This window comes from Curtobacterium sp. 8I-2, assembly GCF_902506155.1.
Classification (GTDB): domain Bacteria; phylum Actinomycetota; class Actinomycetes; order Actinomycetales; family Microbacteriaceae; genus Curtobacterium; species Curtobacterium poinsettiae.
Genome location: NZ_LR732827.1, coordinates 2,346,240 through 2,371,063 on the forward strand (window position 1 = coordinate 2,346,240; position 24,824 = coordinate 2,371,063).

General features: G+C 71.2%; 30 protein-coding genes. 15 read left to right on the forward strand and 15 right to left on the reverse strand.

The annotated features are described in order from the left end of the window. Positions 1 to 5: 5 nt before the first annotated feature. Positions 6 to 1,523 (reverse strand): SulP family inorganic anion transporter, encoded by a 1,518-nt coding sequence (locus BOSE127_RS14885; protein ID WP_159557825.1) that lies wholly within the window; start codon positions 1,521 to 1,523, stop codon positions 6 to 8. A gap of 212 nt (positions 1,524 to 1,735) precedes the next feature. On the opposite strand from BOSE127_RS14885, the gene BOSE127_RS14890 reads away from it, so the two are divergent. The 3 genes from BOSE127_RS14890 to BOSE127_RS14900 all read left to right on the forward strand — a co-directional run bounded on the left by BOSE127_RS14890 (position 1,736) and on the right by BOSE127_RS14900 (position 4,316). Continuing rightward, entirely contained in the window at positions 1,736 to 2,122 is a 387-nt protein-coding gene (locus BOSE127_RS14890) for a MerR family transcriptional regulator (protein WP_042536882.1), read from the forward strand. Positions 2,123 to 2,292: 170 nt separating this feature from the next. Then, complete coding sequence (locus BOSE127_RS14895) at positions 2,293 to 3,105, forward strand: HAD-IIB family hydrolase (RefSeq protein ID WP_159557827.1); 813 nt, start codon at positions 2,293 to 2,295, stop codon at positions 3,103 to 3,105. Then, the gene (locus BOSE127_RS14900) at positions 3,102 to 4,316 is read left to right on the forward strand and encodes a glycosyl transferase (protein WP_027464806.1); all 1,215 of its coding nucleotides are present in this window, start codon (positions 3,102 to 3,104) and stop codon (positions 4,314 to 4,316) included. The genes BOSE127_RS14895 and BOSE127_RS14900 overlap by 4 nt, the downstream gene beginning before the upstream one ends. 98 nt (positions 4,317 to 4,414) lie before the next feature. On the opposite strand, the gene BOSE127_RS14905 is transcribed toward BOSE127_RS14900, so the two are convergent. Next, positions 4,415 to 5,446, reverse strand: coding sequence for an LLM class flavin-dependent oxidoreductase (locus BOSE127_RS14905; protein ID WP_159557830.1), 1,032 nt, complete (start codon positions 5,444 to 5,446; stop codon positions 4,415 to 4,417). A 57-nt stretch (positions 5,447 to 5,503) separates the two neighbouring features. On the opposite strand from BOSE127_RS14905, the gene BOSE127_RS14910 reads away from it, so the two are divergent. From BOSE127_RS14910 to BOSE127_RS14930, 5 genes are all read left to right on the forward strand, one after another. After that, entirely contained in the window at positions 5,504 to 6,370 is an 867-nt protein-coding gene (locus BOSE127_RS14910; RefSeq protein ID WP_201300458.1) for an SMP-30/gluconolactonase/LRE family protein, read from the forward strand. Then, positions 6,367 to 6,966, forward strand: coding sequence for a hypothetical protein (locus tag BOSE127_RS14915; RefSeq protein ID WP_159557832.1), 600 nt, complete (start codon positions 6,367 to 6,369; stop codon positions 6,964 to 6,966). Before BOSE127_RS14910 ends, BOSE127_RS14915 begins: the two co-directional genes overlap by 4 nt. Before the next feature lie 51 nt (positions 6,967 to 7,017). Then, the gene (locus BOSE127_RS14920; RefSeq protein ID WP_159557834.1) at positions 7,018 to 7,386 is read left to right on the forward strand and encodes an SdpI family protein; all 369 of its coding nucleotides are present in this window, start codon (positions 7,018 to 7,020) and stop codon (positions 7,384 to 7,386) included. A gap of 22 nt (positions 7,387 to 7,408) precedes the next feature. After that, on the forward strand, positions 7,409 to 8,242 hold the full coding sequence (locus tag BOSE127_RS14925; RefSeq protein ID WP_159557836.1) for an acyl-CoA thioester hydrolase/BAAT C-terminal domain-containing protein: 834 nt from the start codon (positions 7,409 to 7,411) through the stop codon (positions 8,240 to 8,242). A 208-nt stretch (positions 8,243 to 8,450) separates the two neighbouring features. Further along, positions 8,451 to 9,458: an SPFH domain-containing protein gene (locus tag BOSE127_RS14930; RefSeq protein ID WP_236559598.1), complete on the forward strand. Its 1,008-nt coding sequence runs from the start codon at positions 8,451 to 8,453 to the stop codon at positions 9,456 to 9,458. 24 nt (positions 9,459 to 9,482) lie between these two features. Here the strand turns inward: BOSE127_RS14930 and BOSE127_RS14935 are convergent, their stop codons facing one another. From BOSE127_RS14935 to BOSE127_RS14975, 9 genes are all read right to left on the reverse strand, one after another. Further along, positions 9,483 to 9,626, reverse strand: a complete 144-nt coding sequence (locus BOSE127_RS14935) for a hypothetical protein (RefSeq protein WP_442873459.1) — start codon at positions 9,624 to 9,626, stop codon at positions 9,483 to 9,485. A 51-nt stretch (positions 9,627 to 9,677) separates the two neighbouring features. After that, the gene (locus BOSE127_RS14940) at positions 9,678 to 9,992 is read right to left on the reverse strand and encodes a DMT family transporter (protein WP_159557840.1); all 315 of its coding nucleotides are present in this window, start codon (positions 9,990 to 9,992) and stop codon (positions 9,678 to 9,680) included. Then, a complete protein-coding gene (locus BOSE127_RS14945; RefSeq protein ID WP_159557842.1) occupies positions 9,992 to 10,339 on the reverse strand; it encodes a DMT family transporter in 348 nt (115 codons plus the stop codon). The genes BOSE127_RS14940 and BOSE127_RS14945 overlap by 1 nt, the downstream gene beginning before the upstream one ends. After that, positions 10,336 to 10,950 (reverse strand): TetR/AcrR family transcriptional regulator, encoded by a 615-nt coding sequence (locus tag BOSE127_RS14950; RefSeq protein ID WP_017887485.1) that lies wholly within the window; start codon positions 10,948 to 10,950, stop codon positions 10,336 to 10,338. Before BOSE127_RS14950 ends, BOSE127_RS14945 begins: the two co-directional genes overlap by 4 nt. 135 nt (positions 10,951 to 11,085) lie before the next feature. After that, a complete protein-coding gene (locus BOSE127_RS14955; RefSeq protein ID WP_056071139.1) occupies positions 11,086 to 12,354 on the reverse strand; it encodes a sugar ABC transporter permease in 1,269 nt (422 codons plus the stop codon). Then, complete coding sequence (locus BOSE127_RS14960) at positions 12,351 to 13,115, reverse strand: ATP-binding cassette domain-containing protein (protein WP_111038920.1); 765 nt, start codon at positions 13,113 to 13,115, stop codon at positions 12,351 to 12,353. The genes BOSE127_RS14955 and BOSE127_RS14960 overlap by 4 nt, the downstream gene beginning before the upstream one ends. Before the next feature lie 129 nt (positions 13,116 to 13,244). Beyond that, on the reverse strand, positions 13,245 to 14,360 hold the full coding sequence (locus BOSE127_RS14965) for a sugar ABC transporter substrate-binding protein (protein ID WP_042540478.1): 1,116 nt from the start codon (positions 14,358 to 14,360) through the stop codon (positions 13,245 to 13,247). Between the two features lie 186 nt (positions 14,361 to 14,546). Continuing rightward, a complete protein-coding gene (locus BOSE127_RS14970; protein WP_042540476.1) occupies positions 14,547 to 15,719 on the reverse strand; it encodes an ROK family transcriptional regulator in 1,173 nt (390 codons plus the stop codon). Positions 15,720 to 15,835: 116 nt separating this feature from the next. Further along, on the reverse strand, positions 15,836 to 16,771 hold the full coding sequence (locus BOSE127_RS14975) for a ketopantoate reductase family protein (protein ID WP_159557844.1): 936 nt from the start codon (positions 16,769 to 16,771) through the stop codon (positions 15,836 to 15,838). Positions 16,772 to 16,867: 96 nt separating this feature from the next. Between BOSE127_RS14975 and BOSE127_RS14980 the strand changes: the two genes are divergently transcribed. Next, entirely contained in the window at positions 16,868 to 17,416 is a 549-nt protein-coding gene (locus tag BOSE127_RS14980) for a TetR/AcrR family transcriptional regulator (protein ID WP_236559567.1), read from the forward strand. A 35-nt stretch (positions 17,417 to 17,451) separates the two neighbouring features. Here the strand turns inward: BOSE127_RS14980 and BOSE127_RS14985 are convergent, their stop codons facing one another. Together BOSE127_RS14985 and BOSE127_RS14990 are read right to left on the reverse strand one after the other, a co-directional pair. Continuing rightward, positions 17,452 to 18,411: a hypothetical protein gene (locus tag BOSE127_RS14985; protein ID WP_175470794.1), complete on the reverse strand. Its 960-nt coding sequence runs from the start codon at positions 18,409 to 18,411 to the stop codon at positions 17,452 to 17,454. Beyond that, complete coding sequence (locus BOSE127_RS14990; RefSeq protein ID WP_017886941.1) at positions 18,408 to 19,055, reverse strand: MerR family transcriptional regulator; 648 nt, start codon at positions 19,053 to 19,055, stop codon at positions 18,408 to 18,410. The genes BOSE127_RS14985 and BOSE127_RS14990 overlap by 4 nt, the downstream gene beginning before the upstream one ends. Before the next feature lie 338 nt (positions 19,056 to 19,393). On the opposite strand from BOSE127_RS14990, the gene BOSE127_RS14995 reads away from it, so the two are divergent. The 6 genes from BOSE127_RS14995 to BOSE127_RS15020 all read left to right on the forward strand — a co-directional run bounded on the left by BOSE127_RS14995 (position 19,394) and on the right by BOSE127_RS15020 (position 24,139). Then, the gene (locus BOSE127_RS14995; RefSeq protein WP_056071124.1) at positions 19,394 to 19,963 is read left to right on the forward strand and encodes an alternate-type signal peptide domain-containing protein; all 570 of its coding nucleotides are present in this window, start codon (positions 19,394 to 19,396) and stop codon (positions 19,961 to 19,963) included. Continuing rightward, positions 19,960 to 20,547 (forward strand): hypothetical protein, encoded by a 588-nt coding sequence (locus BOSE127_RS15000; protein ID WP_159557848.1) that lies wholly within the window; start codon positions 19,960 to 19,962, stop codon positions 20,545 to 20,547. Before BOSE127_RS14995 ends, BOSE127_RS15000 begins: the two co-directional genes overlap by 4 nt. Next, positions 20,544 to 21,812, forward strand: a complete 1,269-nt coding sequence (locus BOSE127_RS15005; protein WP_159557850.1) for a ricin-type beta-trefoil lectin domain protein — start codon at positions 20,544 to 20,546, stop codon at positions 21,810 to 21,812. Before BOSE127_RS15000 ends, BOSE127_RS15005 begins: the two co-directional genes overlap by 4 nt. Continuing rightward, complete coding sequence (locus tag BOSE127_RS15010) at positions 21,809 to 22,453, forward strand: signal peptidase I (protein WP_052481905.1); 645 nt, start codon at positions 21,809 to 21,811, stop codon at positions 22,451 to 22,453. The genes BOSE127_RS15005 and BOSE127_RS15010 overlap by 4 nt, the downstream gene beginning before the upstream one ends. 175 nt (positions 22,454 to 22,628) lie before the next feature. Then, positions 22,629 to 23,222 (forward strand): MarR family winged helix-turn-helix transcriptional regulator, encoded by a 594-nt coding sequence (locus tag BOSE127_RS15015; protein WP_159557851.1) that lies wholly within the window; start codon positions 22,629 to 22,631, stop codon positions 23,220 to 23,222. Then, positions 23,219 to 24,139 carry an NmrA family NAD(P)-binding protein gene (locus BOSE127_RS15020; protein ID WP_159557853.1) on the forward strand — a complete coding sequence of 307 codons (921 nt, stop codon included), beginning with the start codon at positions 23,219 to 23,221 and terminating at the stop codon, positions 24,137 to 24,139. Before BOSE127_RS15015 ends, BOSE127_RS15020 begins: the two co-directional genes overlap by 4 nt. On the opposite strand, the gene BOSE127_RS15025 is transcribed toward BOSE127_RS15020, so the two are convergent. Beyond that, the gene (locus tag BOSE127_RS15025; RefSeq protein ID WP_236559568.1) at positions 24,108 to 24,425 is read right to left on the reverse strand and encodes a hypothetical protein; all 318 of its coding nucleotides are present in this window, start codon (positions 24,423 to 24,425) and stop codon (positions 24,108 to 24,110) included. The two genes, BOSE127_RS15020 and BOSE127_RS15025, sit on opposite strands and share 32 nt — an antisense overlap. Beyond that, positions 24,422 to 24,667, reverse strand: a complete 246-nt coding sequence (locus BOSE127_RS15030) for a hypothetical protein (RefSeq protein ID WP_159557855.1) — start codon at positions 24,665 to 24,667, stop codon at positions 24,422 to 24,424. The genes BOSE127_RS15025 and BOSE127_RS15030 overlap by 4 nt, the downstream gene beginning before the upstream one ends. Positions 24,668 to 24,824: the final 157 nt, after the last annotated feature.

A 24,824-nucleotide genomic window follows, 5' to 3' on the forward strand; every position in this document is an offset into this window, starting at 1 on the left:
GGAGGTCAGTGACCGGCGCCGAGGTTCCCGGCGAGGCGCCCGTGGAAGGCTCGGCTGGCGTCGTTCAGCCCGGCGATCTCGACCCGCTTGCCGTGCTGGTGGTACTTCGTCTCGATGGCGTCGAGCGCGGCGACGGTGGAGGCGTCCCAGATGTGCGACCCGGTCATGTCGATGACGACGAGCTCGGGGTCGTCGACGTAGTCGAACTGGGTGGTGAGGTCGTTGCTCGACGCGAAGAAGAGTTCGCCCTCGACCGTGTAGAGCGCGTGCTGCTCACCGGTGCTGAGCGTCTCGATGCTCCGCGACACGTTGGTGAAGTGCGACACCCGGCGGGCGAAGACGATCATCGCGGCGATCACCCCGATGATCACGCCGATGGCCAGGTTGTCCGTGGCGACGACGATCACGACGGTGAGGACCATGACGACGGTCTCGCCGACCGGCATCCGCTTGAGGGTGGAGGGCTTGATGCTGTGCCAGTCGAAGGTGCCGACGGACACCATGACCATCACGGCGACGAGTGCGGCCATCGGGATGATCGCGACGACGTCACCGAGCCCGACGACGAGGACCAGCAGGAACACGCCGGACAGGAACGTCGAGATCCGGGTGCGGGCACCGGACGCCTTCACGTTGATCATCGTCTGGCCGATCATCGCGCAGCCACCCATGCCGCCCATGAACCCGGAGCAGATGTTCGCCACGCCCTGCCCGAGCGCTTCGCGGGTCTTGCGGGAGCCGGTGTCGGTGACCTCGTCGACGAGCTTCGCCGTCATCAGCGACTCGAGCAGGCCCACCAGCGCCATCGCCAGGGCGTAGGGGGCGATGATCGTCAGCGTCTCGAGCGTGAGCGGGACGTTCGGGAGGAACAGGGTCGGCAGGCTGTCCGGCAGCTTGCCCTCGTCGCCGACGGTCGGGATGGCGATCGAGGCCAGCACGGTGACGAGCGTCAGGACGACGATCGCCACGAGCGGTGCCGGGATGGCCTTGGTGACACGGGGCAGCAGCACGATGATCGCGATGCCGACGGCGCCGATCGGCCAGACGAGCCAGTCGACGCCGATGATGTTCGGCAGCTGCGCGGTGAAGATCAGGATCGCGAGGGCGTTGACGAACCCCACCATCACCGACCTCGGCACGAAGCGCATCAGCTTGGCTGCGCCGAGCCCACCGAGGACGAGCTGGAAGACGCCGCCGAGGATGACGGTGGCGATCAGGTAGTCGAGCCCGTGGTCCCGCATGACCGGCGCGACGACGAGTGCGATCGCCCCGGTCGCACCGGAGATCATCGCGGCTCGCCCGCCGACGAACGAGATCACCACGGCCATCACGAACGCCGAGAACAGGCCGACGCGCGGATCGACGCCCGCGATGATCGAGAACGAGATCGCTTCCGGGATCAGCGCGAGGGCCACGACGAGGCCGGCGAGGACCTCGCGGAGCAGGATCTTCGGGTTCCGCAGGGCGGACAGGACGGTGGGACTGGCGTGCACCGGAGCCGGTGCGGGCACGACGGTCGTCACGGTTCTCCTTCGGTGAGGGGGTGCGGACGCTCGGCGTCCGCGGGGGAATGTCGTGGGGGCGCTTCGTCGCGCACTGACCGAGTGCGGCCAGGAACCAGAACCTTCCGCAACGGAAGAGTCGGTCGTGTCTGACTCTAACGCAACGGAAGGGTTGCTGCGCAAGCATCGGTACGATCGGTCCGGACCGGGCAACCGGGCGGAAGGGGTCAGCAGTGACGGACGCAGCAGGTGCATCGACGATGCGGATCGGTGAACTCGCAGACCGGACCGGGCTCTCCATCCGGACCGTGCGCCACTACGACGACGTCGGACTGCTCCACCCCACCGGACGGACCGAGGGCGGCTTCCGGCTGTACTCCGACGACGACCTGCATCGCCTGCTCGTGATCCGCCGGATGAAGCCCCTCGGCTACTCCCTCGAGCAGATGGCGGAGCTCCTCGGCATCCTCGACGGGCTCGAGACGGCGGACGGCATCGAGCGCGACCGGCTGCAGGCGCAGCTCGACGCGTACGTCGTCGACACCGAGGAACGCCGGGCGAAGCTCGCCCGCAACCTCGAGTGGGCCGACGAGTTCCTCGGCATCCTGCGCCGGCACTGAGGCGCCGTGACGGACTGGAGGCGCGGTGCCAGCTGACGCCGTGCCTCCCGTCCGTCCGCTGGTCGCGTCGCGCGACCGACGCCGGCTTGTTCACCCAACCGACGCGTCCGCGTGGCAGGGTGGTCCGGGGCATCGTCGCCCGCAGCCCAGCCAGCCGCCAGCGGAGCACGATGCCAACACCCGACCTGATGATCGTCACGGACCTCGACGGGACGTTCCTCGACCACCACGACTACTCGTTCGACGCGGCCCTGCCGATGCTCGAACAGCTGCGGGCGGACGACGCCCCCGTGGTGTTCTGCAGCAGCAAGACGCGTGCCGAGATCACGGCACTGCAGACCCGCACCGGGCTCGACGGGCACGCCTTCGTGGCGGAGAACGGCGCGGTCGTGGTCGGACCGGCGGGCGAGGCGCTGGTCGGACCGCGCGACGGCGACCTCGAGCGGCTGCACGCGGAGCTCGTCCGCGTCCGCCAGTCACTGGAGCTGCACTTCGAGACCTTCGGCGGCGTGACCGACGCGGTCGTCGCCGCGTGGACGGGCCTCGACCTCGAAGCCGCCGGACGAGCGCAGCAGCGCGAGGCGTCCGAGGTCCTGCTCTGGCACGCCGAGGACGACGACCGGGCGGACGCGTTCCGCGCGGCGCTCGCAGCGGTCGGCCTCGACCTGGTGCGCGGTGGCCGGTTCTGGCACGTGCTGCCGACGGGCCGCGACAAGGGCGCGGCGGTCCGGACGTTGAGGGCCGACCACGAGCGCCGAACGGGCACGATCCCGCGCACGATCGGACTCGGCGACGGCCCGAACGACACCGCGTTGCTCGACGCCGTCGACTTCGCCGTCGTGGTCCGCGGACACGGCCCGGCACCGGGGCCGCTCGCCGACGACCGACCCGAGCGCGTCCACCGCACGACCGTCCCCGGCCCGCAGGGCTGGACCGAGGGCCTCACCCGGTTCACCACCCCGTCCGTCAGGAGCCACCGATGAGCGACTTCCACCAGAACGGCGTCATCACGACGTTCCACGACCTCGGTCGCCGCAGCACCGCGAGCCTCGAAGAGGACCTGCGGGGCTTCGCCGAGAAGCGTCCGATGAGCCTGATCCTGCCGGCGCTGTACTCCGAGCTCGAGCGCCCGGCGCTGTCGCGGATCGTCGACGAGCTGGCCGAGGCCGACTGGCTCAGCGAGATCGTGATCGGGCTCGACCGGGCTGACCGCTCGCAGTTCGAGCACGCCCGCGAGTTCTTCTCGCGGCTGCCGCAGCGGCACCGGATCCTGTGGAACGACGGGCCGCGGCTGCGCGAGCTCGACGCCGAACTGGAGCGCGCGGGGCTGGCACCGGGGGAGCCCGGCAAGGGCCGGAACGTCTGGTACTGCACCGGCTACGCCCTTGCGTCGGAGCGGGCGGACTGCATCGCCCTGCACGACTGCGACATCACCACCTACGAGCGGGGCATGCTCGCGCGGCTGTTCTACCCGGTCGCGAACCCCGCGTTCGACTACGAGTTCTCGAAGGGCTACTACGCACGCGTCGCCGACGGCCGGATCAACGGCCGCGCGGCACGGCTGCTCGTCGGGCCGCTGCTCCGCTCGCTCCGCCAGGTCTACGGGGAGTCCGAGTACCTGGAGTACCTCAGCAGCTTCCGGTACCCGCTGTCCGGCGAGTTCGCGATGCGCGCCCACGTGCTGAACGGCCTGAAGATCCCCGGCGACTGGGGACTCGAGATCGGGATGCTCTCCGAGGTCTACCGCGACTACGCGACCCGGCAGGTGTGCCAGGTGGAGATCGCCGACGCCTACGACCACAAGCACCAGCCCCTCGCCGAGGCCGACGGCACCGGCGGCCTGGCACGGATGGGCAACGACATCGTGCAGTCGCTGCTCCGGAAGCTCGCGACGATGGGCGTCCCGCTCACGTCCGACTCGTTCCGGGTGCTCAAGGCGACGTACTACCGGAACGCGCTCGACATCGTCGAGGTCTACCGGCACGAGGCCGAGATGAGCGGGCTCGCGTTCGACCAGCACGCCGAGGAAGCCGCGGTGGAGCTCTTCACCAAGGCGATCCTCGACGCCGGCGGCGCCTTCACGGCGCGGCCGAACGACAAGCCGTTCATCCCGAGCTGGAGCCGGGTGCGCTCGGCGGTGCCGGACGTGCTCGACCGGCTGCGCGACGCGGTGGAGGCGGACCAGCAGGACTGATCCGGCGCCCTGCGCGCGCCCTGGGCGCGAGTCAACGGCGGACGGGAGGCACGGTGCCAGCTGGCCCGTGCCTCCCGTCCGTCGGTCTGGCGCCGTTCTCAGGCCGCGCCCTGCGACGCCCAGCCGAGTTCCGGACCCAGACGCTCCGCGATGTCGGTGATGATCTGCGCGTAGTCGTCGGCCTCGAACGAGAACGGGAGTGCGAAGGCGACCTCGGTGACCGCCTGGTAGCCGACGTCGGCGCGCAGCCGGTCCGCGATCTCGGCCGACGTGCCGACCAGGTCCGCAGCGAAGAGCATCCCTGCTGGACCCATCGGCACGCCGACGCGGCCCGAGCGGCTGTCGACGTAGGCGCGGTAGCGGGCCTCCTGCTCGCTCGTCGCGGTGTCGGTCGGGATGACGACCAGGCCCTGCGAGACGCGGGCGGCAGCGGGGTCGGGGTGGACGTCGAGGTACGCGTCGATCTGGGCGCGCTGGTTCGTGGCGAAGTCGGTGCCGACCTCGCTGCGGGTGACGCTCGAAGTGAGCAGGTGGAAGCCGTTCTCGCCCGCCCACACGGCCGACTTCGTGCTGCCGGTGCCGTACCAGATCCGGTCGGCCAGGCCGGTGCTGTGCGGCTGGACGGTGCTCGCGAACTCCTCGATGCCCCGACGTTCGACGGTCTCGGTGTCCGTCACCGGGTCACCGCGCACCAGGTCACGGAAGCGCAGGAGCCGGTCGTTGCCGAGGTCCTCGTGCTCCAGGGTGTGGGGGTAGATCGCGTCGCGGTACAGGTCGAAGTTCATCGGGGTCCCGACGGAGAACCCGGGGTTCAGGCGGCCACCGAGCAGGACGTCGACCGTGCTGAGGTCCTCGGCCAGGCGGAACGGGTTCTCGGCGCCGATCGGGGTGACGGCGGTACCGAGGTCGATGCGCGAGGTGCGCTGCGAGGCGGCGGCCAGCACCGCGACGGGGGAGGAGATGCCGTGCTGCAGGTGCCGGTGGCGCAGCCACGCGCTGTCGAAACCGAGGGCCTCGGCACGCTCGATCACCCGCAGCGTGTCCTCGTGCCCCTCCGATGGTCGCGCGGGGTCGAAGGACCCGATCGTCAGGAAGCCGAGCCGGTGCAGGGGAGTTCCGTCGAGGGGCATGGGTCGATCGTGCCAGACCATCGGGTGGCGCGGGGGTCCGGATGGCAGGGTGTATCCGTGCACATCACCCTGGATTCTGCGACCGACATCGTCATCTCCGGCATCCGGTTCCCGGAGGGCAACCGCTGGCACGACGGGCGGCTCTGGTACTCGGACATGCACACCGGCGAAGTCTTCTCGGTCGACCCGTCCTCGACCGACGGCCCCCGGCTCGAGGCCACCGTCGACGGGCAGTCGTCCGGACTCGGGTGGCTGGCCGACGGACGTCTCATCATCAGCTCGATGGAGTCCCGCACGGTCGTCGCCGTCGAGCCGGACGGCAGCACCTCGGTGTTCGCCGACCTGTCCACGATCGAGTCGTCGCTCGTGAACGACCTGGTCGTCGACGCCCAGACCGGCCGGACCTACATCGGCGCCTTCGGCTACGACCTGTACGCGGGCGAGGAACTGCGCCCCGGCCCGCTCTACGTGATCGACCCCGACGGCTCCGTCCGTCTGGCCGCCGAGGGCCTGGTGTTCCCGAACAGCGCCAACGTCCTGCCCGGCACCCGGACCCTGGTGGTCAGCGAGACGTGGGGCGGCCGGCTCACCGCGTTCGACATCGAGGACGACGGTTCGTTGACCGGGCGTCGGGAGTGGGCAGCCCTGCCCGGTGGCGTGACCCCGGACGGCAGCACCGTGGACCGTGACGGTGCCGTCTGGGTCTGCTCGGTCGACACGGGGGAGTTCCTGCGGGTCGTCGAGGGCGGCGAGGTGACCGACCGCGTCGACGCGCCCGGGGAGTGCGCGATCGACTGTGCGCTCGGTGGCGAGGACGGTCGCACCCTCTACCTGGCGACAGCCGACAGCTACGACCCGGCCGTGACGGCGACGACGCGCTCCGGCCGGATCAGTTCGGTCCGGGTCGAGGTCCCCGGGTGGTGAACCCGAGCGACCTCGCCGAGGCGACGCGGCGCGCGGAGCACCTGGTCGAGCACGGGCCGACCGTGGTCGTCATGTCGCAGCAGGCGGGACTCGCCGGCCTGTCGATCCTGTGGGCGTTCACCAGCGTTCCCTCCGTGCTCCGCACCGACTCGGTGATCTGGTTCCTGTTCGCCCTGGCCGGAGCGGTCGTGAACGTGACCGCATGGGTCCGTGCTCGACGCGACCGCAGGCTGCTGCCCTACCTCGTCGACACGCCCGAACGGCCGCTCGGCGCGCTCACCCCTGCGGACCGCAAGTCCGTGACCCGACAGGTCAGCGGGAGGGCACCAGTGGCGCCCGATGCCGTGCCGCTGGTGCGGGCGATGCTCGCGTGGCAGCGTCGGTCCACCCGGACCTCGGCCCCGACCCTGATCGGCACCGGGCTGAGCCTGTTGGGACTCGGCGGGGCCTCGGCCATGACGTTCGGTTGGGGTTGGGCGTTCCTGGTGTTCATCGCCGTCGTCGTGGTGTTCGTCACGGTCGCGACGGTGATCGGCGTGCGTCGAAGCCGCCGAGTCCTGGCCGAGCTCGATCGGGTAGGGGCGCCCGTCTCCTGACCTCGCGCGCGCCGCCTCCACCGCGCGTTAGCGTGGTGCGGGGAGGCCGTGATGGACAGTCCGGGCTGGTGGGCCGCGATCGGCTGCGCCGTGCTCCTGCTCATCGTCGAGGCGGCGATCTGGGGCATCGTGTCGATCGCTGCAAAGGGCCTGGGACGGAACCGCGCAGCGGGTATCCGACTGCCGTCGCTCATGCGGAGCGACGCTGCCTGGCACGCCGGACACCGGGCCGCCCGCCGGGTCTTGCGGCCGTTGCTCATCGCCGCCGCGGTCGTGGCGATCGTCTCCGTACCGGCCCAGCTCATCCCGGTGCTCTACGTGGTGCTGCTCGGGCTGTCCCTGGCGACCACGCTGGCGGCGCTCGTCGTCGGTGCGGTGTCGGCGTCCCGTGCTGCGAACAGCGTTCCTCGCGACGATTGATCGGAGCGGCCATGCTGGTCCCGTGCAGCGAATCGGGCTCAGCGACCCAGAAGGTGTTCGGTTCGTCCCTCCCCGCGGATCAGGGACCGGCGTCCTGGTGCTCGCGGGGTCGAGCGGGCGGATCGACGAGGACCGCGCGCGGGTCTTCGCGGAACTCGGGCACGTCGCTGAATCGATCCGGTGGTTCGGGGGAGCCGGCCAGCAACCGGGACCGTGGTCCGTCCCCCTCGAGCTGTTCCTCGCCCGTATCGACGATCTCGAGCGGACCTGCGATCGGGTCTGGCTCGTCGGGACGTCCCTCGGGGCCGAGGCCGCGCTGGTCCTCGGCGCCCTCCGCCCCTCGGTCGCGGGTGTCATCGCGTTCGCGCCCACCGACGTGGTGTGGCCCTGGCCGGACGACGAGGGCGTGGAACGATCGCACTGGACCCTCGACGGCTCGCCACTGCCGCACGTGCCGTTGGTGTGGGACACCTGGCGGCGGGAGGAACCACCGCGCTTCCGATCGCTCTACGAACACTCGTACGAAGCTGCCCCGGACCGGGTTCGGGCAGCGGCGGTACCCGTCGAGCGGATACCGCAGCTCGTCCTGATCGCCGGAGAGGACGACCAGGTCTGGCCGAGTGCCCAGAGCGCTCGCCGCATCGCAGCTCGGCGGACCGCGGTCGGGCACACCACGACCGTGGTCATCCATCGGCACGCAGGGCACCGGGCAGTCCTGCCGACCGAGCCGATCGTGGCCGGAGGGATCGCGATGGTGCGCGGCGGTACCGCCACCGCCGACGCGGCGCTCGGGCTGACGGCACTCGAGACGATCCGGATCGCCCTTGCTCAGGACCGCATCCGTTCATCGAGCTGACCGCGGGGCTGTTCTTCGCCGACCGGTGCGAGGTTGCACACGTGGTGCGAAGCATCAGGGTCGCACCACGCGTGCAACCTCGCACCAGGCGGAACCAGCGCCACGCGTCACACGCGGCGCGACCCCACCCGCCACCACGCGCACCCGCGTCACCCGCACCCCTCCGCGTACGGCAGACTCGACGGACCAGCATCCAGGAGTGATCGTCATGTTCGTCGCCGCCATCGTCTTCCTCGTCATCGCGCTCGTTGCGCTCTTCTTCCGAACACGCACCTACTCCACCGCCGCGCGCCCCGCCACACCCGGTCGCGAGGCGCGTCCCGCCGTCACCACGCGCCGCCCGAACCTCATCGCCGCGTGGACCGCCGCCGCCGCCGGGGTCCTGTTCGTCGGACTCACGCTCGGCAGCACCCTGTACGCGCAGGACACCGGTGAGTCGAAGGTCCAGGTCGACATCTCCGGCAACATCGTCGGGCAGACCACGGACTCCGGGTTCCACTTCAAGGCGCCGTGGGCCACGCTGCACACGTTCAACATCCGGAACCAGACCGTCACCTACATCAACGCGGTCAACGGTTCCGACTCGGACAACAACGGCAACGTCCGCTCCGGCCCGTACGTCACGGTGCAGGACCAGGACGGCGTCTCGTCGAACGTCAGCCTGAACCTGCAGTACAGCATCGACGCGAAGTCGGTCACCGACATCTACCGGTCCTACAAGACCGAGGAGAACTTCAAGACGCAGTTCATCGGCAACTCGGTGCGCAGCGTCGTCCGCCAGGTCCCGAACGACTTCACGACGATCGAGCTCATCACCAAGCGCGGCACGGTCGAGAAGGCGATGATCCAGGCGCTCGAGGCCCGGTGGAAGGGCTCCGGCGTGCACGTCGACAATTTCGCGCTCCAGGAGATCACGCCGCCGAAGTCGGTCATCGATGCCTACGCCACCGCGCAGCAGGCGCAGATCCAGGTCACGAAGGAGCGCGCGCTCCTGGACGCCAAGAAGGTGCAGGCGCAGCAGCAGGTCGCCGAGGCGCAGGGGCAGGCCGACGCGAACGAGGTCCTCAACGAGCACCCGCTGTCGGACGCCGCCCTCAAGCAGCGCGAGATCGAGGCCCTCAAGAGCGCCGGCGACAACGGCTCGCTGATCGTCGTGCCGCAGGGCACGGACAACATCCTCAGCCTGCCGGGGACCTCTGGCTCGAAGAGCAAGTGACGGCGGCGGGCCCCTGCACGGCGCTCAGTGCCCGAGTTCGACGAGGAGCACGCCGACGATGATCAGCGCGATCCCGCCGAGCATGAGCGCCGTGAGCGGTTCGCGGAAGAGTACGCGTCCGAGGACGGCGGTCAGTCGGTGCGAGGTTGCACACGTGGTGCGAGGCATCAGGGTCGCACCACGCGTGCAACCTCGCACCAGGCGGAAATGGCACGACGCTCAGTGCCCGAGCTCGACGAGGAGCACGCCGACGATGATCAGCGCGATCCCGCCGAGCATGAGCGCCGTGAGCGGTTCGCGGAAGAGCACGCGTCCGAGGACGGCGGTCAGGGCGACGCCGGTCGCGGCCCAGATGCCGTAGACCACCCCGATCGGCAGGCCGAGCGTCAACGCGACCGCGAGCAGGCTGAACGCGGTCAGGTACCCCGCGACGACGGCGACGTACCAGACGCGTTTCCCGTCCGTCGCGAGCTTGAGGCTGATCGTCGCGCCGACCTCGGTGACGATCGCGATCGCGAGCAGGACCCACCCCATCAGCGGGCCTCCTGCTCGCGACGTGCCAGCGCCCGCTGGGACCCGATCTCGACCAGGAGCACGCCCACCGCGATGAGCGCGATCCCGACGATCATCGTGAGGGTCGGGGCCTGCCCGAACAGGACGGCGGCGAGCACCGCGGTCAGTGCGACGCCGGAAGCGCCCCAGATACCGTAGGCGACGCCGACGGCCATGCCGCTCCGGAGCACCCGGATGAGCATGACGAAGGCGGTGACGTACCCGACGGCGACGACGGCGTACCAGGCCGGTTGCTCGACGGCTGCCTGCATGGACAGGGCCCCCGTGACCTCGGCGACGATCGCGATCCCGAGGAAGAGCCACTTCACGAGGCACCGCCGCCGACGAGGCTGGCGATCGCCCGAGCCGCCGTGGCGACGGTCTCGGAAGCGGCGGTGTCGTCACGATCGGCGAGCCACGACCCGCTGACGCCGTCGGCGGTCGCGATGAGCAGGCGTGCGACCTGCTCGACGGGTACCGCCCACGTGATCCCGTCCTCGCTCGACCAGGCGTCGACGTGCGCGCGGACGGCTTCGAGGTACGCCCCCTGTTCCCACGCGGCGAGCTCTGCCAGGTCGGCATCGCGACGGGAGTGCGTGACGAGTTCGACGAGGGCGAGTGCGGTCGCCGGGTCGCTCTTGGTCTGCCCGAGGTGCGCCGCCAGGCCCGCGGCGATCCGCGCCCGTGGATCGAGCCGTGTGGTCGGCGTCGCGAACGCGGCCGCCATCGCGCCCCGCAGCTGTCGTTCGAGCACCGCCCGGAACAGCGCCGACTTCGAGGCGAAGCAGTAGTGGAACGCACCGTGCGGGAGTCCGGCGGCCGTGGTGACGGCGCGCGTGGTGAGCGCGGCGATCCCGCCGTCGCGCAGGACCGCGATCGCCGCGTCGACGAGCTGGTGTCGCCGTTCCTCGATGCTGCGGTGCTCTTGGTGCAGGGTCATGGACCGACCGTACCGCCTGACTTGGCCAGGTGGCCAAGTCAGGCGGTGAACTGTCAGGGACGAACGGACGGGAGGCACGGTGCCAGCTGGCACCGTGCCTCCCGTCCGCCGACGTGGCGGGGTCCAGGGTTCCGCTCAGGCCGCGCCGTGACTGGCGCGGCTGCGCCGTGAGAGCGAGTCGATGATGACGGCCAGCAGCAGGACCGCGCCGGTGATCATGTAGCGGATCGACGAGTCGAGGCTCAGCAGGGTGAGGCCGTTCGAGATCGACTGGATCACGATGATGCCGAGCAGCGCCGACCAGGCACTGCCACGACCGCCGAACAGGCTCGTCCCCCCGATGACGGCGGCGGCGATCGCGTTGAGGTTCGTGTCGCCGGCACCGGACGACAGGCTCGCCGAGTTGAGGCGGGCGGCGGCGAGGATGCCGCCGACGGTGGCGAAGAGCGAGGTCAGCATGAACACCGAGATGTAGATGCGGTTCACCCGGATGCCGGAGCGCCGTGCAGCCTCGACGTTGCCGCCGACCGCGAAGACCGAACGGCCCCAGCGGGTGCGCTTGAGCACGAAGTTCATCAGCACGACCAGCACGATGAAGAACACGAACGAGGTGCCGGTGCCGAAGTCGCGTGACAGGTACCAGACCATCAGCGCCAGGCCGAGGAACAGGGCGACGGACTTCACGATCGTCAGGGACACCGCCCCGGTCGACAGTCCGGCGCGACGGCGACGGGCAGCGCGGCGGATCTCGGTGAAGAAGAGTCCTCCGGCGGCCAGGACGGCGAGCAGGTAGGCGAGCCACGGCGGCAGGTACGACGCCGAGGCGAACTGCACGATCGGCGAGTCGTACGGCAGGTTGATCGAGCCGTTCGGGCCGAGGATGAGCAGCTGCAGCCCGAGGAACCCGAGCAGACCGGCGAGCGTGATGACGAAGCTCGGCACCCCGAAGCGGGTGAACAGCAGGCCGTAGAGCAGGCCGGCGGCGGCACCGACGGCCAGGGCTACGGTGATCACGAGCCACAGCGGCCAGCCGAGTGTCGTGAGGCCCTGGCCGAGGATCGCGGCGGAGAGCCCGCTGACGCTGCCGACGGACAGGTCGATCTCGCCGAGCAGCAGCACGAGCACGATGCCGATCGCGATGGTGCCGACCGCCGCGCACTGCAGGGCGAGGTTGACCAGGTTGCCCGGGGACAGGAAGTCGGGGGAGAGCGCCTGGAACACCGCCCAGATGACGATGAGCCCGACGACCACCGGCAGCGAACCGATGTCACCGCCGCGGACCCGCCGGACGAACGCCTTCGCCGCGCCGCCGATCCCCTGGTCGCGCAGGAGCCGCTCGTCCTGCAGGTCGGCCGCCGAGGGGGTCGGGGTCGCCGCGGTGAGGGTCTCGTCGGTCTTGCTCATGCGCTGGTCTCCTGCTCGGTCCGGGCGGCGGCGCGACGGGTGACGGCGTTGTCGGTGGCGCCGGTGATGGCCGCGATGATCTCCTCGTAGGAGACGTCGTCGATGCGGAACGTGCCGTTGTTGCGCCCGAGCCGCAGGACCGCGACCCGGTCGGCGACGGCCTGCACGTCCGCGAGGTTGTGGCTGATGAGCACGACGCCGAGGCCGCGCTCGCGCAGGCGTTCGACGAGGTTCAGGACCTCGGCGGTCTGCGCGACACCGAGTGCGGCGGTGGGCTCGTCGAGGACGACCACCTGCGGGTCGCCGATCAGTGAACGGGCGATCGCCACGGTCTGCCGCTGCCCACCGGACAGCGACGCGATGGGGATCCGCACCGACGGGATCCGGGCCGCGAGCTGCTGCAGGAGCTCCCACGAGCGGCGCTCCATCTCCTCTTCGTCCAGGAACGGGTGGGCGATCTCGCGGCCGAGGAACAGGTTCGAGACCACGTCGAGGTTGTCGGCGAGGGCGAGGTCCTGGAACACCGTCGCGATGCCGAGGGTCTGGGCCGCCGCGGGGTTCGGGACGGTGACCTCGTCGCCGCCGAACGTGATCGTGCCGCCGTCCGGCGTGTAGACCCCGGCGAGGATCTTCACGAACGTCGACTTGCCGGCGCCGTTGTCGCCGACGATGGCGACCACCTCGCCCGGGTAGACGTCGAAGTCGATGTCGCTGAGGGCCTGGACGGCGCCGAACCGCTTGGTGATCCCGCGCAGGGACATCACCGGTTCGGCGGAGGGGTGTGCTGCTGGTGACGCGTTGCTCACGGGTGTCGTGCTCACGGGTGTCGTCCTCGATCGGTGAGGCCCGCCCGGTCCGCAGTCGGACCGGGCGGGCAGAGGGGGTCGGACCTACTTGATGCCGGCGCTGTCGCAGGCCGACTTGTACTGCGCGGTGCAGATCTTCGACACCTCGTACAGGCCGTCCTTGACGACCGTCGACTCGACGTTGTCCGTGGTGACGGCGACCGGGTCGAGCAGCGTCGACTGGACGCTGGCGCCGCCGGCGGTGTCGACGGTCGTGTCGCCCTTCGGGGTCTCACCCTTGGCGAACTGGATCGCCAGGTCGGCGGCCTTCGACGCCTCGGGCTTGAAGGCCTTGTAGACGGTCATGTACTGCTCACCGGCGAGGATCCGCTGGATGCCCGCGAGCGAGGCGTCCTGCCCGGTGACGGGCGGGAGCTCGGTGACGCCGGCCGACTTCAGGGCCGCGATGACACCGCCGCCGGTGTCGTCGTTCGCCGCGTAGACGCCCGTGATCTTGTCCTTGCCGAGCTTGCTGATCTGGCCGGCTGCCCAGTCCTGTGCCTTGGCGGGGTCCCATCCGGGGGTGTCGTACTCGGCGAGCACCTTGTAGCCGCTGTCGTCGATGACCGAGTGGGCGCCCTTCTTGAACTGCGAGGCGTTGTTGTCGGTCGGGGAGCCGTTCACCATGATGATGCCCGAGCCCTCGGGGACCTTCTTGGCCTTGAGGGCGTCGACGAGCGCCTGGCCCTGCAGCTCACCGACCTTCTCGTTGTCGAACGAGATGTAGTAGCTCAGGTCGGGGCTGTTGATGAGTCGGTCGTACGAGATGACCGGCACCTTCTTGGCCTTCGCCTGCTGGACGATGGACGCAGCGGCCTCGCCGTCGAACGGGTCGAGGACCAGGACCTTGACGCCCTGCGTGAGCATCGACTGGGCCTGCTGCAGCTGCTTCGACGCGTCGCCGTCGGCGTTCGCGTAGATGACCGAGCAGCCGCTGCACTGCTTCTTCACCTCGGCGGTGAAGAGCGGGCGGTCGGCGCTGGCGTACCGGGCGGTGACGGAGTCGGGCAGGAGCAGGCCGATCTTGGCCTTCGACGCGTCGCCGCCGCCTCCGCCGGAACCGGTCCCGGCGTCCGCGCCGTTGGAACAGCCCGCCAGGGTGGTGATCGCGAGCAGCAGGGCGCTGACGCCCAGCATCGCTCGTGTGGTGGATTTCTTCATTGAAACGTCCTCCAACAGTGGACCGCCCCCATCGGCGGTGCCCTGAGTGTGACAGTGAGCGTTCTTGGCTGCAAGAGTTGAACGCAAGGACCGCGTGCCGTGACGAAAACGTTATCCGGTGGGCGCGGAGCGGTGCGGCCGGTGCAGCACGGAGCGCCCGGCTGGCACGCCCCGGCGCGGGTCCGCCTAGCGTGCGCGCGTCACGTCCACGGCCTCGATCGCCAGGGCCAGCGCGCCGGTCACCGAGGCCTTCTCGCCGAGCTGTCCCTGCACCACGTCCGGGGTGCCGTCGACGTCGACGATCAACGACGACTCGAGGGCGTGCCGCATCGGGCCGAGCAGCAGCTCCCCGGCACGGGCGAACTCGCCGGTGACGACGACCCGCTCGGGGTCGAGGACGTTGCACAGGCCCACCGCCGCCGAACCGATCGCCCGCCCGGCCTCGGCGACGGCGCGCATGCAGACCTGGTCACCGGCCATGGCGCGCAGGATCAGGTCCGCCAGCTTGAGGGTGCCGACCTCGTCGCGCACGCCCTCGAGCACGGCGGGTGCTCCGGCGATCGCCTCGAGGCACCCGCGGTTGCCGCACCGGCACAGCGGCCCGTTCGGCAGGACGGGGGTGTGCCCGAACTCGCCGGCGATGCCGTGGTGCCCGCGGAACAGGTGTCCGCCCAGCACGAGTCCGGCGCCGATGCCGTTGCCGACGTCGAGCGTCACGACGGTGTCGCGACCCCGGGCGGCGCCGCTCCGGTGTTCGGCCAGGGCGGCGAGGTTGGCCGAGTTGTCGACCTGCACGGGCTTGTCCATGCGCCGCGCGAGGGACTGCCCGAGCGCGATGCCGTCCCACCCGCGCAGGATCCCGCCGCGCGCCGTCATCCCGGTGCGCGCGTCGATCGGCGCGGCCACGGCCAGGCCGACGGCGAGCACCTCGTCCATCGACGACTCGATGGACTCCACCATGTCCAGCACGAGCAGCGCGGTCTTGTCGAGCTCGGCATCGGCCCGGTGGTCGCGGGCCAGGGGCATGTGCCGCTCGGCCAGCACGGCGCCGTTCAGGTCCGACAGCGCCAGCCGCAGGTGCCGCGGTGAGACGTGCACCCCGGCGACCAGCCCGAGGCCGTGCGGCAGGGTCACGCGGAGCGCCCGGCGGCCGCTCGAGGTGCTCGGCGTCGCGTGCAGGGCGCCGGTCGCGACGAGTTCCTTGACGATGTTCGACACGGTCGCAGGGGAGAGCCCGGTCACCCCGGCGAGCTCGACCTGGGTCAGCCCGCCGTGCCGCTTGACCGCGCTGACGACCCGGCCCCGGTTGGCTTCACGCAGTGAAGCTTGGTTCCCCGGACTGCGGCGCGGCTCTGACACGGGGACAGCGTAACGGGCGGGTCCGGAACGCTCGCCGTGCCGGACTGGAGGCACGGTGCCAGCTGGCACCGAGCCTCCAGTCCGTTGCTGGTCGCGTCCACCGCCCGCACCCGTCGTCAGGCGCGTCGCGCCGCCCGGTCGAGGCGCGGGGTCGGGATGCCCAGGGCGGCGGCGGTCCGCCGGACGTCCTCGAGGACCGCCAGGGGTTCCGCGGCGGTCGGGTCGTCGTGCGCGGCGAGGCTCGCACGCGCGATCGGGACCAGCGCAGTGCCCGCGGCGACGAGCGTTGCCGTCGTCCCCGGCAGTCGGACGGGCAGCGTCGTGGAGCGGTGTCGGGAGAGGTCGACGCCCCGCGCCTCCAGCACCGGGAGGAGTTCCCGCCCGATCCGGAACGCCTCGCGGAGCGCCCGCCGATCCCCGACCATCGTCGCCAGACCACCGCTGTGCAGGGCCTGCGCGAACATGCCGGCGTCGAGCACGACGTGCAGCCACAGCCACCCGCGGATGTCGTCCTCGTCCTGCACGGTGAACCCGGCCCGCTGGAACACCGACCGCACGAGCTCCTGCCGGCCCGGAGCCGTGCCGGTCGTCCCGAGCCGGACCGACCGGAGGACGGCACCGTGCAGGACCCCGTCGGCGTCGAACCCGCCGCCGGCGCCCGGGAACCCGAACAGCACCCGCTCCGCGGCGAGCGGTGCGACCGCGGCGAGGGGTTCGTCCCACACGTTGCCGAGGACCAGCACCGTCGCGTCACCGATGTGGGGCACCAGGGAGGTCACGGCATCCTGCAGCCGATGGTGGCCCACGCTGACGACGATTAGGTCGTACGCGTCCGCCGTCTCGATCGACTCGACCAGTCGCGTCGGCGACGTCGTTCGGGTCCGCCGGCCCAGGGGGCCGCGGCGGCCGTCGATGACGTCGGTCTGCACGGTGTCGCCGTACTCGGCCGCTCGCCCGGGCCGCACCAGGTGGTCGACGTGGTGTCCGGAGTGCTGGAGGGCCTGGCCGTAGATCGTCGCGATGACGCCCCGTCCGAGCATGAGGATCCGCATCAGGCACCTGTCCGCTATTCTGGAGACGATCTCCACTTGGAAGATATGGAGATCATTTCCACTTGTCAAGGAGTGCCTGTGCCGGACGAGCAGCCGATGCCCGCTGAGAAGCCGATGCGTGCTGACGCCCGACGGAACCGCGACGCGATCGTCGCGGCTGCCCGGACGGCGTTCGAGCGTGACGAGCAGCTGCGCTTCGACGACTTCGCCGGACGTGCCGGGGTCGGGGTCGGCACCCTCTACCGGCACTTCCCGACGCGTGCAGCGCTGGCGGCGGCGGTGTACCGGGGCGAGGTCGATGTCCTGTGCCGGCGTGCTCGCGACTCGACGCTCCCCCCGGTTGAGAGCCTCGACGACTTCCTGCGCGGGTTCGTGGAGTACGTGGTCGACCACGCGGGGCTCGCGCGCACCCTCGCAGCAATGGTCGACGCCACCACCCAGGCGGAAGGCGGGGGAGAGCTCGAGCGGACGCTCGCCGAGCTGCTGGCGCGCGCGGCCGCCGACGGTGCCATCCGGTCCGACGTCACCTCCGGCACGGTGCTCATGCTGCTGCACGGCATCGGGGCCGGGATCGATCGCCCCGGGTGGGCGATGGAAGCCCGTGCTGCCGCCGACCTGGTCTCCCGAGGGCTCCGGGCCCGCTGACCTGCGACCGGTGGGGTCGTCCGGCCCGCGACCCGTCAGCGCAGTCGCCCCACCGGAGCGGTGCAGGCGCGGAACAGGACGGTCACGCTCGCGGCCGCGGCGAGCAGCACGAGTGCCCACGCCGCGGTTGCCACCACGCCGTTGGGGTGGACCACCGACTGTCCGACCGCGGCCTGCACCGTGAGGAGCACGGTGCCCGCTGCCCATGCGACCGCCACGATGACCACGATCCGCACTTGCGTGGTCTGGTCTGCCAGCCACGGCAGGCGCCGACCGGCGGCGGCGAGCACGAGCGCGACCAGCGGGAGTACCTGCAGGGCGTGCATGCCGACGAAGTGGGCGACCCGGTAGTCACCGGCGACGGTGCTCCACCCGAGCAGCGGCACCCCTGGGCCGCCGTCCGCGATCCCCACCGTGTGGGCGCCGACGATCCCGTCCGGAGCAGTGAGCTGGGTGGGGGTCGGGCCGGTCATCAGGAAGGCGACCCCGATGCCGACGAGTGCGATGACGGCACCGGCACGGACGGCGATCGTCAGCGCCGGGGTCGGCAGGCGCAGGAAGAACAGGGCGATCGAGGTGACGAAGGTGCAGAGGTAGAGCGTCGTGATCGCCACCGCCATCACCGCCCACACGACCACGTGCACGCTGTTCGACACGTTGAAGTGGCTCGTCGTGCCGGTCGCGGCGGCCCACACGATCAGCGCCTGTTCGACCACCAGGGCCACGGCGACCACGGTGCCGAGCCGCCGAGCGAGCGTCCGCCACTTCGGCAGGTGGGCGATGAGCCACGCCCAGGTGACCGCGTAGAGCAGGATCGACAGCGAGAACTTCAGCGGCTTCGCCCACGCTGGTGCCCCCAGGATGGTCCGGGGGTCCACGACGAGGCCGACGACGCAGACCGCGGTGGCCACGACCATCAGGCCGGCCACGGCCATGAGTGCCGGGTGCCACGCCACCGCTCGGCGCACGGCGGCGATCCGGCCTGGCGCGCTCATGCGCCGGCCTCGTCCGTGTCGGCGACGGGGAACAGGTCGTGGGTGGCGTCCTGCTGCGCCAGGCGCCGGAGTCCCGCGAAGAGCGGATCACCGAGGACGGTGCCGATCACCATCAGCTCTGCCATCGCGGTCCGGCCGTCGCGGTGCTGCAGCGCGGCGACGTCGGCACGTGCCGCGCTCGCCGCTGCCGACACGTAGGCGTCGAGGTAGTCGTCCGGGGCGTCGAACCCGATGGTGCGCAGCCCGTCGAGTGCCCGCGCCGCGGTCTCGAGTCCCGGGTTGTCCGACGTCGCGCACCAGCCGGCGGCCGACACCCGTTCCTCGATCCGGGCACGTGCCTCCGGCGTCGCCGCGGACTCGGGGGACCGCGGGGTGGTCATCGCGTACTGGGCGACGGCGAAGACCTCGGCCAGCGGTGCCGTCTCGGCGTCCAGCACGGCGAGGACCTGCTTCGCGACGGCGACGGAGAGCCCGCCGGTCTCCAGGAGTGCCCGGACGAGCCGGACCCGCTCGACGTGCCGGTCGTCGTAGGCGGTCTGGTTCGGCGCGGACTTCTCACCAGGGGGCAGCAGGCCCTCGCGCTGGTAGTACTTGACGGCGGTGACCGGCGTCGACGACGCTCGGGCAAGTTCGGATATTCGCACTATCGGAGAGTAGCTTTATCTGAACTTGCCGACAAGGGGCGGCGGACCGTTGCATATCCATGAGGGACCGTCAAGCTGTCAGTCCGCCTGTGCCTCCGCGCAGTTCGGCACGTGGGTCGTTGTCATGTCATACTCAGCGCAGCAGCAAGGTCGGCCGTCGGCCGGTCACTGCTCGCAGGGTTCGTCTCCTGCACCTGCCACTCCCAGCAGGTCGAGCACCACGTCCCTCGGTCGATGCGCCGCCCCCTCACCAGGGGCCGGCTGCCACCAGCTCATCGAGCTGTTCGCCTGGACACGGTCGACGCGTATCCGACGTTCGACGTCGTAGAGAGCACACCATGCAGAAGATCATCACCGCCTCGATCATCGGCGCCGCTGGCGTCGCACTCCTGCTCGGAGGCGCCGGGACGTTCGCGCTCTGGAACTCCAGCGCAGCGACCGCCGGGGGCCACATCGTCGCCGGTGCGCTCTCGATCAAGCCGACCACGCAGGCGGCGAGCTGGACCGTCAACGGTGGGTCGCCGCTCTCGACCCTGGACGGCTACCCGATCGTGCCGGGCGACGTCGTCACCTACTCGCAGGACATGGTCGTCACCGCGAACGGCAAGGGCTTGAAGGCGACCCTGGCCGTCGATCCGGCTTCGGTCGAGGCCACCTCGACGTCCGCCCCCGCCGACGTCGCGCTGGCGAAGTACCTGTCGGCGAACGCCGTGCTCACCGCGAGCGGTGACGGGGTCTCCGGTGCCGGTGCGCCGTACACGGTGACCGGGCAGACCGGCTCGCAGCAGGACGTCCGCGTCGGGGTGACCATCACGTTCCCGAAGAGCACCACCGCCGGTGTCGAGGACGGCATGCAGAACGGGTCGGTCGACCTCGACGCCATCGCCGTGACCCTGACCCAGGCGTGAAACACCGGCGCCGAGGGGCTGCGCTGACCGGCTGGCCGGCGGCGACGTTGCTCGCCGTCGCCGCGGTGGGGGTCGTGGTCGTCGTCGCGATCTCGACCGACGGTGGCACGTTCGCACTCCTCAGCGCCCGGTCGTCCACCCAGCCGGCGACGATCACCGCCGGTTCGGCGAACCTGTCGCTGAGCAGCCTCACGCTGCCGTCTGCACCGCTGTACCCGGGCGCCACCGAGTTCGGCGTGGTCACCGCGACGAACACCGGGGACGTCCCGCTCGACCTCGGTGTCGCGACGGGACGCGCCGGCACGACGACGGCGTCGGGTTCGGCGTCCGCCGTGCGCAGCGACCTGCGGGTGACCGTGGGCGCTGCGACGTCGGCGGCTGCGTGCCGGTCCGGCAGCGTGCGCCCCACGTGGTCCGGCACCCTCGACTCCACCTCGCCGCGGTCCGCAGGCATCACCCTGCGGCCGGGGGCCGACGTCGTCCTGTGCCTCGCCGTCGCGATGCCGGCGGATGCGGCCGCCTCGCAGCAGGGCCTCAGCGCCGACTTCACCACCACCATCAGCGGGACGCAGGCAGGATCATGACCGACAGCACACGACGTCGACGAGTGCTCCTGCTCGGAGCGACGGCCGCCGCGGTCGTCGCGATCGAGCTCGCGGGCGGCGGGACTGCCTGGGCGACCTGGACCGCTCCGGCGCAGTCCGTCCGGGCCGCGGCCACGACCGGGTCCGTGGCCGTCGGCATCCGTGGCGTCGAGGACCTCGCCACCACGTACTCCTCGGACGCGCTGACCCGCACCGCGCTCGTCACGGTGTCGAACTCGGGGTCCGTGCCCGCGGCCACCACGTTGTCGCTCGCCGCGACCGCCGGATCGGCCCTGTCGAGCGCCGTCCAGGTCGACATCTGGCAGTCCACCAACGCCAACCCCTGCTCGGGCGCTCCGTCCAGTGCTGCGATCACCGGTTCGGGCACGACGATCGCCCCCGTGGTCGCCACCCTCGCTGCCGGTGCCAGCCGTTCGACCTGTGTGCGGACGTCGGTCAGTCAGGGGCAGCGCTTCGACCTGTCCGGAGGCGCGACCACGCTCGACGCGACCGTCACCGCCCGACAGGGGTCCTGGGCCGGCACCGCGCACGCCCGCGCGGCCCAGGTCATCGCCGACACCGTCACACCGTCCGTGCCGTCGAAGACCGCCGAGACGGACAGCAGCATCACGCTCACGTGGGCAGCGCCCGCGGACACGATCGGCATCGGTTCCTACGCCGTGTACCGGGACGGCGTCCTGGTCCGCGTCGTGCCGGCGTCCGTCCGGTCCTTCACCGACACCGGGCTGCTGGTCTCGAAGTACTACGCGTACACCGTGCGCTCGGTCGCCACCGGCACGGGCGGCAACGCCTCGCCGATGTCGCCGGGCATCCAGCACGCCACCGGGTGGCTCACCGCCACCAGCCGCTACGTCCTGCGGAACGACGCCACCGGCACGTGCATCGCCAGCGGGGGGACGGCCTCCGGCTCGCCGATCGTCACGACGTCCTGCACGACGAGCGCGACCCAGACCTGGCAGTTCACGCCCGAGGACTCCTGGCTCCGGGTCACCTCACCGTCGAACTCGTCGCTGTACTGGGACGCCCCGAGCGACCGGTCCGCCGTGCTCCGTCCCGTCAACGACATCAGCGCCCAGAAGTGGACGGCCGAAGCGGTCGGCGCGGGCAGCGGGCTCTTCCGGTTCCGCAACCGGAACGACCTGTGCCTGACGGCGTCGAACGGGTCCGGCAGCACCAACACGATGACCGTCGCCGACTGCAGCACGTCCGGCCTCCAGCTGTTCTCGTTGCGATCGACGTCGTGACGTCCGCACCGCCGAAGCGGGAGCAGGCGCCGGTCACCCGCTGGTCGGGCGCGCTCCGGCTGCTGGGGCAGACGGTCGCGGTCCTGCTCCTGATCGCCGTGGTGGGGATCGCCGCGCTGGCCATCGCGGTGCCGCGCATCACCGGGTCGGTGCCGCTCACCGTGCTGACGAGCTCGATGGAGCCGGGGATGCCGCCGGGCACCCTGGCGGTCGTCCGCCCGGTGGACCCCGCGGACATCGGCGTCGGCGACATCGTCACCTACCAGATCCGGGTCGACCGGCCCGGGGTGATCTCGCACCGGGTCGTCGCCATCGCCGTCGGTGCCGACGGTCGCCGCCTGTTCACCTTCAAGGGTGACAACAACGCAGCCGTCGACCCCGAGCGGGTCGTCGCCGCGCAGGTCATGGGCCGGGTCTGGTACTCGATCCCCGGACTCGGTTTCGTGAACACCGCCGTCGACGGCGACGCCCGCGCGTGGCTCGTGCCGACGCTGGGCGCCGCGATGATCGGCTACGCCCTGTTCCTGGTGGTGCGGTCGGTGGCCTTCGGCGGAGCCCGCGGAACGTCGCACGGACGTCGTCGACGAGCAGGTCCGGCTGTGCGAGCATCGCGAAGTGCCCGCCGCGCGCGACCTCGTTGAAGAACACCGGGTCGGTGTACCGGTGTAGCCCGTCGACCAGTGTTCGACCAGCAGGCGTCGGCGCAGGTCGTCGAGCTCTGTCCGGGGGACGTCGATGGTGAACGGGGTGATGCGCTCCGTCCTGATCGCAGATGATCTTTGCGCAAGACGATCTTGTTGCGGTACGTTCTGCGCCATGGACAGTCCGATGCCGACCGATGCGCTCCCCGAGATCGACTGGGGTGCCGAGGGGATCGAATCCGAGCTCGGGTGGGCGCTGCCGCTGGCGCTCCAGGGCTTCACACGGCTGGGCAGCGAAGCGGTCGCCGACGTACCTGGCGGGCCCCGCGGCTACCAGGTGCTCGTCGCGACCACCACCGAGGACCCGTCGTCGCAACTCGGACTCGCGCAGCGCCTCGGGATCGACAAGACCCAGATGACCTACATCGTCGACGCGCTCGAGGCGGGCGGGTTCGTCGAGCGCCGCCCCGCTCCGACGGACCGGCGGGTGCGGCAGGTCCACCCCACCGACGCCGGCCGCGCCCTGCTCGCCCGGACGCGGTCCGCCCTGCGCGGCGCCGAGGGCGTGCTCATGCGGCACCTCGACGACGACGAACAGGCGACGCTGCGCCGGCTGCTGGCCCGCGTCGCCCTCACCGCCGGGCTCGGCCCCGCCGGACCCGACCACGCCGACCCCTCGTTCGAACACCCCCTCGCCGTCCCGGAGCGATCCCGACGGCGCACCACGACGACCACGTCGACCACCACTGCAGTGAGGCCCCGCCCATGACCACCACCATCCTCGTCGCCGGCGCCACCGGTGACCTCGGGCACCGCATCGTCCGCGAACTCACCCAGCACGACGTGCGGGTCCGGGTCCTCACCCGGCCCGGCAGCACGACCGCCGACGAGCGCTTCGGGGACGACCCCCGGGTCGACATCGTCACCGCCGAGTACAGCGACCACGACGGCCTGACCCGGGCCGTCAGCGGATCCGACGTCGTGGTCTCCGCCGTGAGCGGGACCCGCCCGGTGATCGTCGACGCCCAGCGCGCGCTGCTCGCGGCGACCGTGGCGGCGGGCGTCCGGCGGTTCATCCCGTCCGACTACTCTGCCGACTACCGGCGGATCGCACCCGGCACGAACCGCAACTTCGAGCTGCGACGCGAGTTCGCCGCCGACCTCGACGCCGCTCCGGTGCGGGCGACCTCGATCCTGACGGGCATGTTCACCGACCTGCTCACCGGCGACGCCCCGATGATCCTGTTCGGCCGTCGGCTCGTGCTGTTCTGGTCGTCGGCGGACCAGGTGCTCGACTTCACCACGAAGGACGACGTCGCCCTGGTCACGGCGCTCGCCGCCCTGGACGACGATGCTCCGCGGGTGATCGAGATGGCGGGCGACCAGGTCACCGCACGCGACGTCGCGCGCACCATGGGCGAGCTGACGGGGGAGCGCTTCCGGCTGCAGTGGGCCGGCACGACCGGGACCCTGTCCGCGATGAGCGCCGTCGGCAGGCGCCTGTCGAAGGACCCGGACGAGACGTTCCCGGCCTGGCAGGGGATGCAGTACTTCGTGAGCATGTTCAGCGGGCAGGCACAGCTGCACCACGTCGACAACGACCGCTACGGCGTGCAGTCGTGGACGAGCGTCCGTGACGTGCTCCGCGCACACCTCAGCGCGCAGGGCCACCCGGCGACGGACTGACGGGCGCGGTGCGCGGCCGTCGGCGGCGCAGCAGGAACGCGAGCCCGACGACGACGACCGGCACCAGCGTGAGTGCGGCGAGCCAGACGAGGACGTCCCACTCGGGCGAGAGCGGCACACCGAGTGCACTCGACGACGTCCGCCAGACCTGGTCGCCGGGCCCCTCGTGCTCGGTGGCCCCGGTGACCGGGAACAGCAGTGCCGTCACCAGCGCCCAACCCACCAGCACCACGACGGCGATCAGGGTCCACGGGCGCGGAGCGGACTGGGCCGGCATCTGTGTCACCGGGCCGCGGCACGCGAGCGCTCGGCCCGGGTGCCCCACCACGTCGCGACCAAGGCTGCTGCCCCGAGTGCGAGCCCGACGACGCCGGATCCGAGACACGGGATGAGGACGAGGCCGAGGCCGATGTTCGCACCACCGCCTTCGGGGCCGAAGAACGCGTCGTACATCAGGGCACCGACGCCGAGGAACCCCATGGCGAGGAGCACGGTGCTGACCCAGTGGAGTGTGCGGGCTGTGGTCATGGTGGTCGTTCCCCTCGGGAGTGCGGTTGACGAATCCTCGCACGGTCGCTCCGCGACACATTCCCCGAGCGGCATCAGTCGATCCGCACGCGTTCCACCGTGCGCTCCGTCCTGTCCGCGATCGGTGGCTCAACCATGCCGCACGCCGGACCGGACC

Excerpts from the sequence above, each read along its gene's own strand:
- BOSE127_RS14940 (WP_159557840.1), bottom strand. The coding sequence starts at position 9,992 with ATGGGGTGGGTCCTGCTCGCGATCGCGATCGTCACCGAGGTCGGCGCG.
- BOSE127_RS14980 (WP_236559567.1), top strand. The coding sequence starts at position 16,868 with ATGCCCGCTGAGAAGCCGATGCGTGCTGACGCCCGACGGAACCGCGAC.
- BOSE127_RS14985 (WP_175470794.1), bottom strand. The coding sequence starts at position 18,411 with ATGAGCGCGCCAGGCCGGATCGCCGCCGTGCGCCGAGCGGTGGCGTGG.
- BOSE127_RS14955 (WP_056071139.1), bottom strand. The coding sequence starts at position 12,354 with ATGAGCAAGACCGACGAGACCCTCACCGCGGCGACCCCGACCCCCTCG.
- BOSE127_RS14965 (WP_042540478.1), bottom strand. The coding sequence starts at position 14,360 with ATGAAGAAATCCACCACACGAGCGATGCTGGGCGTCAGCGCCCTGCTG.
- BOSE127_RS14895 (WP_159557827.1), top strand. The coding sequence starts at position 2,293 with ATGCCAACACCCGACCTGATGATCGTCACGGACCTCGACGGGACGTTC.
- BOSE127_RS15020 (WP_159557853.1), top strand. The coding sequence starts at position 23,219 with ATGACCACCACCATCCTCGTCGCCGGCGCCACCGGTGACCTCGGGCAC.
- BOSE127_RS14960 (WP_111038920.1), bottom strand. The coding sequence starts at position 13,115 with ATGTCCCTGCGCGGGATCACCAAGCGGTTCGGCGCCGTCCAGGCCCTC.
- BOSE127_RS14950 (WP_017887485.1), bottom strand. The coding sequence starts at position 10,950 with ATGACCCTGCACCAAGAGCACCGCAGCATCGAGGAACGGCGACACCAG.
- BOSE127_RS15015 (WP_159557851.1), top strand. The coding sequence starts at position 22,629 with ATGGACAGTCCGATGCCGACCGATGCGCTCCCCGAGATCGACTGGGGT.
- BOSE127_RS14920 (WP_159557834.1), top strand. The coding sequence starts at position 7,018 with ATGGACAGTCCGGGCTGGTGGGCCGCGATCGGCTGCGCCGTGCTCCTG.
- BOSE127_RS14905 (WP_159557830.1), bottom strand. The coding sequence starts at position 5,446 with ATGCCCCTCGACGGAACTCCCCTGCACCGGCTCGGCTTCCTGACGATC.
- BOSE127_RS14935 (WP_442873459.1), bottom strand. The coding sequence starts at position 9,626 with ATGCCTCGCACCACGTGTGCAACCTCGCACCGACTGACCGCCGTCCTC.
- BOSE127_RS15005 (WP_159557850.1), top strand. The coding sequence starts at position 20,544 with ATGACCGACAGCACACGACGTCGACGAGTGCTCCTGCTCGGAGCGACG.
- BOSE127_RS14930 (WP_236559598.1), top strand. The coding sequence starts at position 8,451 with ATGTTCGTCGCCGCCATCGTCTTCCTCGTCATCGCGCTCGTTGCGCTC.
- BOSE127_RS15030 (WP_159557855.1), bottom strand. The coding sequence starts at position 24,667 with ATGACCACAGCCCGCACACTCCACTGGGTCAGCACCGTGCTCCTCGCC.
- BOSE127_RS14995 (WP_056071124.1), top strand. The coding sequence starts at position 19,394 with ATGCAGAAGATCATCACCGCCTCGATCATCGGCGCCGCTGGCGTCGCA.
- BOSE127_RS14900 (WP_027464806.1), top strand. The coding sequence starts at position 3,102 with ATGAGCGACTTCCACCAGAACGGCGTCATCACGACGTTCCACGACCTC.
- BOSE127_RS14975 (WP_159557844.1), bottom strand. The coding sequence starts at position 16,771 with ATGCGGATCCTCATGCTCGGACGGGGCGTCATCGCGACGATCTACGGC.